Origin of the sequence: Protofrankia sp. Cr1 (assembly GCF_963555865.1) — a bacterium.
Classification (GTDB): Bacteria; Actinomycetota; Actinomycetes; order Frankiales; family Frankiaceae; genus Protofrankia.
Window position 1 is genome coordinate 15,278 of sequence record NZ_CAUVXO010000030.1, and the last position, 5,252, is coordinate 20,529.

At 69.4% G+C, this 5,252-nt stretch carries 5 protein-coding genes; 2 read left to right on the forward strand and 3 right to left on the reverse strand.

The window, feature by feature from the left end; translation table 11 throughout:
• Window positions 1-19: 19 nt before the first annotated feature.
• Complete coding sequence (locus U9980_RS05075) at window positions 20-1,135, reverse strand: acyl-CoA dehydrogenase family protein (protein ID WP_322766897.1); 1,116 nt, start codon at window positions 1,133-1,135, stop codon at window positions 20-22.
• A gap of 137 nt (window positions 1,136-1,272) precedes the next feature.
• Entirely contained in the window at window positions 1,273-2,022 is a 750-nt protein-coding gene (locus U9980_RS05080; RefSeq protein WP_322749442.1) for a glucose 1-dehydrogenase, read from the reverse strand.
• A gap of 276 nt (window positions 2,023-2,298) precedes the next feature.
• Here U9980_RS05080 and U9980_RS05085 point away from each other — a divergent pair, with 276 nt between their 5' ends.
• Both U9980_RS05085 and U9980_RS05090 read left to right on the forward strand, forming a co-directional pair.
• On the forward strand, window positions 2,299-3,741 hold the full coding sequence (locus U9980_RS05085; protein WP_322766898.1) for an OB-fold domain-containing protein: 1,443 nt from the start codon (window positions 2,299-2,301) through the stop codon (window positions 3,739-3,741).
• 1 nt (window position 3,742) lies between these two features.
• Window positions 3,743-4,945 carry an acetyl-CoA acetyltransferase gene (locus U9980_RS05090; protein ID WP_322749444.1) on the forward strand — a complete coding sequence of 401 codons (1,203 nt, stop codon included), beginning with the start codon at window positions 3,743-3,745 and terminating at the stop codon, window positions 4,943-4,945.
• 57 nt (window positions 4,946-5,002) lie between these two features.
• Here U9980_RS05090 and U9980_RS05095 read toward each other — a convergent pair.
• On the reverse strand, window positions 5,003-5,252 hold a 250-nt coding region (locus tag U9980_RS05095), incomplete at its 5' end, for a type II toxin-antitoxin system RelE/ParE family toxin (protein ID WP_322766899.1).

Here is a 5,252-nt window from a genome sequence, read left to right on the forward strand (position 1 = left end):
GCCCGGCTGGTCAGCCCGGCTAGATGCCAATCCGCTGGGCGAGCTGTTCGCGATGGTAGGCGGGGTCACCGAGCAGGAGCTGCGAGGTCTTGGCCCGCTTGAAGTAGAGATGGGCGGGATGTTCCCAGGTGAAGCCGATCCCACCGTGCACCTGGATGTTCTCGGCGGCGCAGTGGAAGAACGCGTCCGAGCAGTAGGACTTGGCCACGCTGGCCACGACCGGGAGTTCGTCGTTGCCCTCAGCGGCCGCCCACAGGCCGTAGTACGCGGCGGACTTGGCCGACTCCACGTCCAGCAGCATGTCCGCGCACTTGTGCTTGATCGCTTGGAACGAACCGATGGGCCGGCCGAACTGTACCCGGATCTTGGCGTACTCGACGGCCATCTCCAGCACCTTCTGGGCACCGCCGACCTGCTCGGCGGCCAGGCCGACGGCCGCGGTGTCGAGAACCCGCAGGAGAACGCCCTCGCCCTCGCCGTCGACACCGATCAGCCGGGCGGGGGTGTCGTCGAAGTCGAGCCGGGCCTGCTTGCGGGTGAGGTCCATGGTCGGCAGCGCGGTGCGGGTGAGGCCGGGCGCGTCGCCGGGGATGGCGAAGAGGCTGACTCCGGCTGCGGTCCGAGCCGCGACCACGACGAGGTCGGCGGTGTGACCGTCAAGCACGTAGCTCTTGGATCCGTTCAGCCGCCACTCGTTGCCGTGCCGGGTCGCGGGGAGCGTGATCCCGTCGGTGTCCCATCGGCCGGACTCCTCGGTGAACGCGAGCGTCGCTCGGGTGTCGCCGCCGGCGATGCCGGGCAGGTAGTCCTTCTGAGCCGCGTCGTCGCCGCTGGCGACAAGCGCCGTCGTCGCGAGGACGACCGTGGAGAAGTAGGGCGCGCACAGCAGCGCGCGGCCAGCTTCCTCCAGGACGATGCCCACCTCGACGAACCCGTAGCCGGCACCACCGTGCTCTTCGGGGATCGCGAGACCCGTCAGGCCGAGTTCGCCGGCCAGTTTCGCCCAGACGTTCGCATCGTAACCCTCGGTGGTCTCCATGAGACGCCGAACTTCGGATTCCGGAGAAAGATCCTCCAGGAAGTCGCGCACGGCGCGGCGTAGCTCTTCCTGCTCCTCGCTGAAGGCGAAGTTCACGGCAGCTCCCGGCTACAGGCAATATTCTGAACGAGGGTACAATTAGTAATCTAATTCGGCAAGATGCACTCTGAGTAACAGGATGGCGTGACGCCGAATCGGACGACACGACGTCGTTGAGCATGTCATCCCGTGGCTCAGGCCATTGTCAGTCCACCGCTTACCGACAGTGTCTGCCCGGTGATGTAGCCCGCCGCGGGGGAAGCGAGGAAGACGACGGCCGGGGCGATGTCGGTCGGCTGCCCGATCCGCTTCATCGGGACGGCCCGCGCGAGCGAGTCGTAGAGGCGCTGGCTGACGTCCGCGACCTGGTCGAGCAGGGCGGTGTCGGTCGGGCCGGGGCAGACGGCGTTGACGGTGATCCCGGCGGCGGCGGTCTCTCGGGCGAGTGCCTTGGCGAACGCGATGACCCCACCCTTGGTGGCCGAGTAGACCACCTCGCCGGACGATCCGACCCGTCCCGCGTCCGAGGCGATGTTGATGATGCGGCCCGACCCCCGTGCCAGCATGCTGTCAAGGACCGCACGGCTGGCGCGGATCGTGCCGAGCAGGTTGACATCCACCAGGCGCAGCCAGGTTGCCTCGTCGCTGTCGACGAACGGGCCGATCACGTCGACCCCGGCGTTGTTCACGAGGATGTCGACCTCGCCGAGCTCCGCCCGCACCCGCTCGACAGCGGCGAGCACGCTTGCGTTGTCGGTCACGTCGACGGTGACGCCAAGGGCGCGGCCGGCCAGTTTGTCCGCGGTCACCGCGGCGCCGTCGCCGTCGCGGTCGGCCACGGCTACAGCCGCCCCCGCCTGCGCCAGGGCGGCCGCGATGGCGGCTCCGATCCCGCGGGCGGCGCCGGTCACGATCGCGACCTTGCCCTCAAGTGCCTCGGTCATGCGCCGCGCTCCTCTCTACATCGCTGGCGGGTCCCGGTCGGTGCATCCGTGGTCCCGTATTGGCGTCATATCATATAACTATTTTGGATGTCATGATCGGACCTTCGGGTTGCCTCCCGAGACTGCCGGCCGGCCCCGTGACTGGTTGCCCGGCACCACAAATCGTGCAAGCATCTAACTTGTTACATGTCCTCTGCCGTCACGCGGAAGTGCCGGGCTCCGCCCACGTCCGTCACGACAGAGCGGTCAGCTCCGCCACACTGCGTCGGGAGAACGATGTCGGGTCTACTTGCCTACGGTGCCTATCTGCCCTACCACCGGCTCCAGCGCAAGGCCGTGGCCGCCGCGCTCGGCGGCCGTGGTGGTTCCGGTGCGCGCACGGTGGCCTCCTTCGATGAGGACACCACATCCCTGGGTGTGGAAGCGGCGCGGATCACCCTGCGGGGTCACGCGGCCGCGTCCGGGCCTCGGCAGGTCTATTTCGCCACGACGGCGCCGGCCTATCTGGACAAGACCAACGCCACGGCCATCCACGCCGCACTCGGGCTGGACGAGTCCGTGCTCGCGGTCGACATGGTCGGCTCGGTGCGGTCCGGCGTCGGGGCCCTGCTGGCCGCGAGCGCGGCGACCGAGCCGACGCTGGTCGTGCTCTCCGACATCCGCACCGGCCTGTCCGGTGGCGCGGACGAGCGTGACGGCGGTGACGGCGCGGCGGCACTGCTGGTCGGGCCGGGCACGCCGGAGGCACCCGTGCTCGCGGAGATCCTCGCGAACGCCTCGGCCACCGAGGAGTTCCTCGACCGGTGGCGCGTGCCGGGCGACGACCACTCGCGGGTCTGGGAGGAGCGCTTCGGCGAGTCGGTCTACGTACCGCTCGCCGACCGGGCATTCGCCGACCTGCTCAAGCAGATCGACCTGACGCCGGACCAGATCGACTACCTCATCGTGACCGGTCTGCACGCGCGGTCGGTGGCCTCCTTCACCCGGCGCGCGGGCGTACGGCCCGACGCCGTCGTCGACGGCCTGGCGAAGACCGTCGGCAACACCGGGACCGCCCATGCCGGCCTGCTGCTCGCCGACACCCTCGACAGGGCCGGGGCGGGTAAGACGATCGTGGTCGTCGTCCTCGCGGACGGCGTGACCGTGGTGGCGCTGCGTACCACCGAAGCCCTGCCCGAGCACCGCGCCGCCGTCTCGGTGGCGGCCCAGATCGCCGGCGGGCGGGACACCCTGCGGTATGCCGACTTCCTCAACTGGCGGGGCCGGCTCGCGACCGAACCGCCCCGGCGGCCCGATCCCGACGCCTACGCTGCTCCGCCGGCCGGCCGCAACGCCGACTGGAAGTTCGGCTTCACCGGCTCCCGTTGCAACAACTGTGCTACCCGGCACCTGCCGCCGGCGCGGGTCTGCCGTTCGTGCGGCGCCGTGGACGACATGGCGCCGGAACGTCTCGCGGACACCTACGGCACGGTGGCGACGTTCACGATCGACCGACTTGCCTTCACCCCGAGCCCGCCGCTGGTCGCCGTGGTCATCGACATCGACGGCGGTGGCCGCTTCAAGTGCGAGCTGACCGATGTCGACCCGGACAGCGTCGCCATCGGCGACCGGGTCGAGATGACCTTCCGCAAGGTGAACACCGCGCGGGGCATCCACAACTACTTCTGGAAGGCCCGCCCCGTGCGGGCCGCGGGCAGCACCGAAGGGCTGGAGGCCTGAGATGGCGTCACGCGGGATCAGGGACAAGGTTGCCATTGTCGGCATGGGCTGCACGTCGTTCGGGGAGCGCTGGGAATCCTCCGTCGACGACCTGCTGATCGAGTCCTCCCAGGCGGCGTACGCTTCGGCCGGGCTGTCCCGGGACGATGTCGACGCCTACTGGCTCGGCACGATGGGTTCGGGTAACTCCGGGTTGACGCTGTCGCGTCCGCTGCGGCTGCCCTACAAGCCGGTCTCCCGGCTGGAGAACTACTGCGCCACCGGTTCGGAGGCGCTGCGTAACGCCTGCTACGCGGTGGCCAGCGGTGCCTACGACATCGCCATGGCGATCGGGGTGGAGAAGCTCAAGGACTCCGGGTTCTCCGGCCTGGCCGGGGCGACGCCGCCGGGCGACGGGACCGGGTCGGAGACCACCGCACCGGCGAACTTCAGTCTGCTCGCGCCCGCCTACGCCAAGAAGTACGGCGTGGACACCGACGAGATGAAGGACGTCCTGACCCGCATCGCGTGGAAGAACCACGTCAACGGCGCGCAGAACCCGCGGGCGCAGTTCCGCAAGGAGGTGGCCAAGGACGTCATCTGCAACGCGCCGCTGGTCGCCGGGCCGCTGGGCATCTTCGACTGCTCCGGTGTCAGCGACGGGTCGGCGGCGGCGATCGTGGTCCGGGCCGAGGACGCCCACCGCTACACCGACAAGCCGATCTACATCAAGGCGCTGTCGTTCATCGCGGGACCGGCCACGGGCAACTCCGACCCCGACTACGACTACACCACGTTCCCCGAGGTCGTCGCATCAGCGAAGGACGCCTACGCCCAGGCCGGCGTGACCGACCCGCGGGCGGAGCTCGCTCTCGCCGAGGTGCACGACTGCTTCACCCCCACCGAGCTCGTCCTGATGGAGGACCTCGGTTTCGCTGACCGTGGGTTCGGCTGGAAGGAAGTCCTCGCCGGGACCTTCGATCGTGACGGTGACCTCCCGGTCAACCCGGACGGCGGTCTGAAGGCGTTCGGGCACCCGATCGGGGCGTCCGGCCTTCGGATGATGTTCGAGTGCTGGCTGCAGCTGCGCGGTGAGGCTCCGGCGGAGCGCACGATCTCCACGATCGCCGCGGGCAAGAAGCTCGGCATGACCCACAACCTGGGCGGCGGGCCGGGCGAGTGCGTGTCGTTCGTGTCGATCGTCGGTTCCGAACCGTCAGCCTGACCCCCGCCGGAGGTCAAATCCCGGATCACTTGGCCGGCCGGACACCCATCCGGCCGGCTACGTGCGGTAGAAGTCCCATCGATGTTTCACCATGTCGACCGTGACGAGACGCTTGTCCTCGTCGATGCTGTAGACCACCCGGTAGGTCGCCCGGCGGGCGGACCACAGCCCGGCGAACGGCGCGTGCAGTGGTTTGCCCACCCGGCGTGGCTCTGCGCGCATCGGTCCTGTTACCAGTTCCAGGACGGCCGCCGCCACCGGCTCCGGTAGCTCTTCGGCGACCGCCCGCCGGGCGGAGCGGGACCAA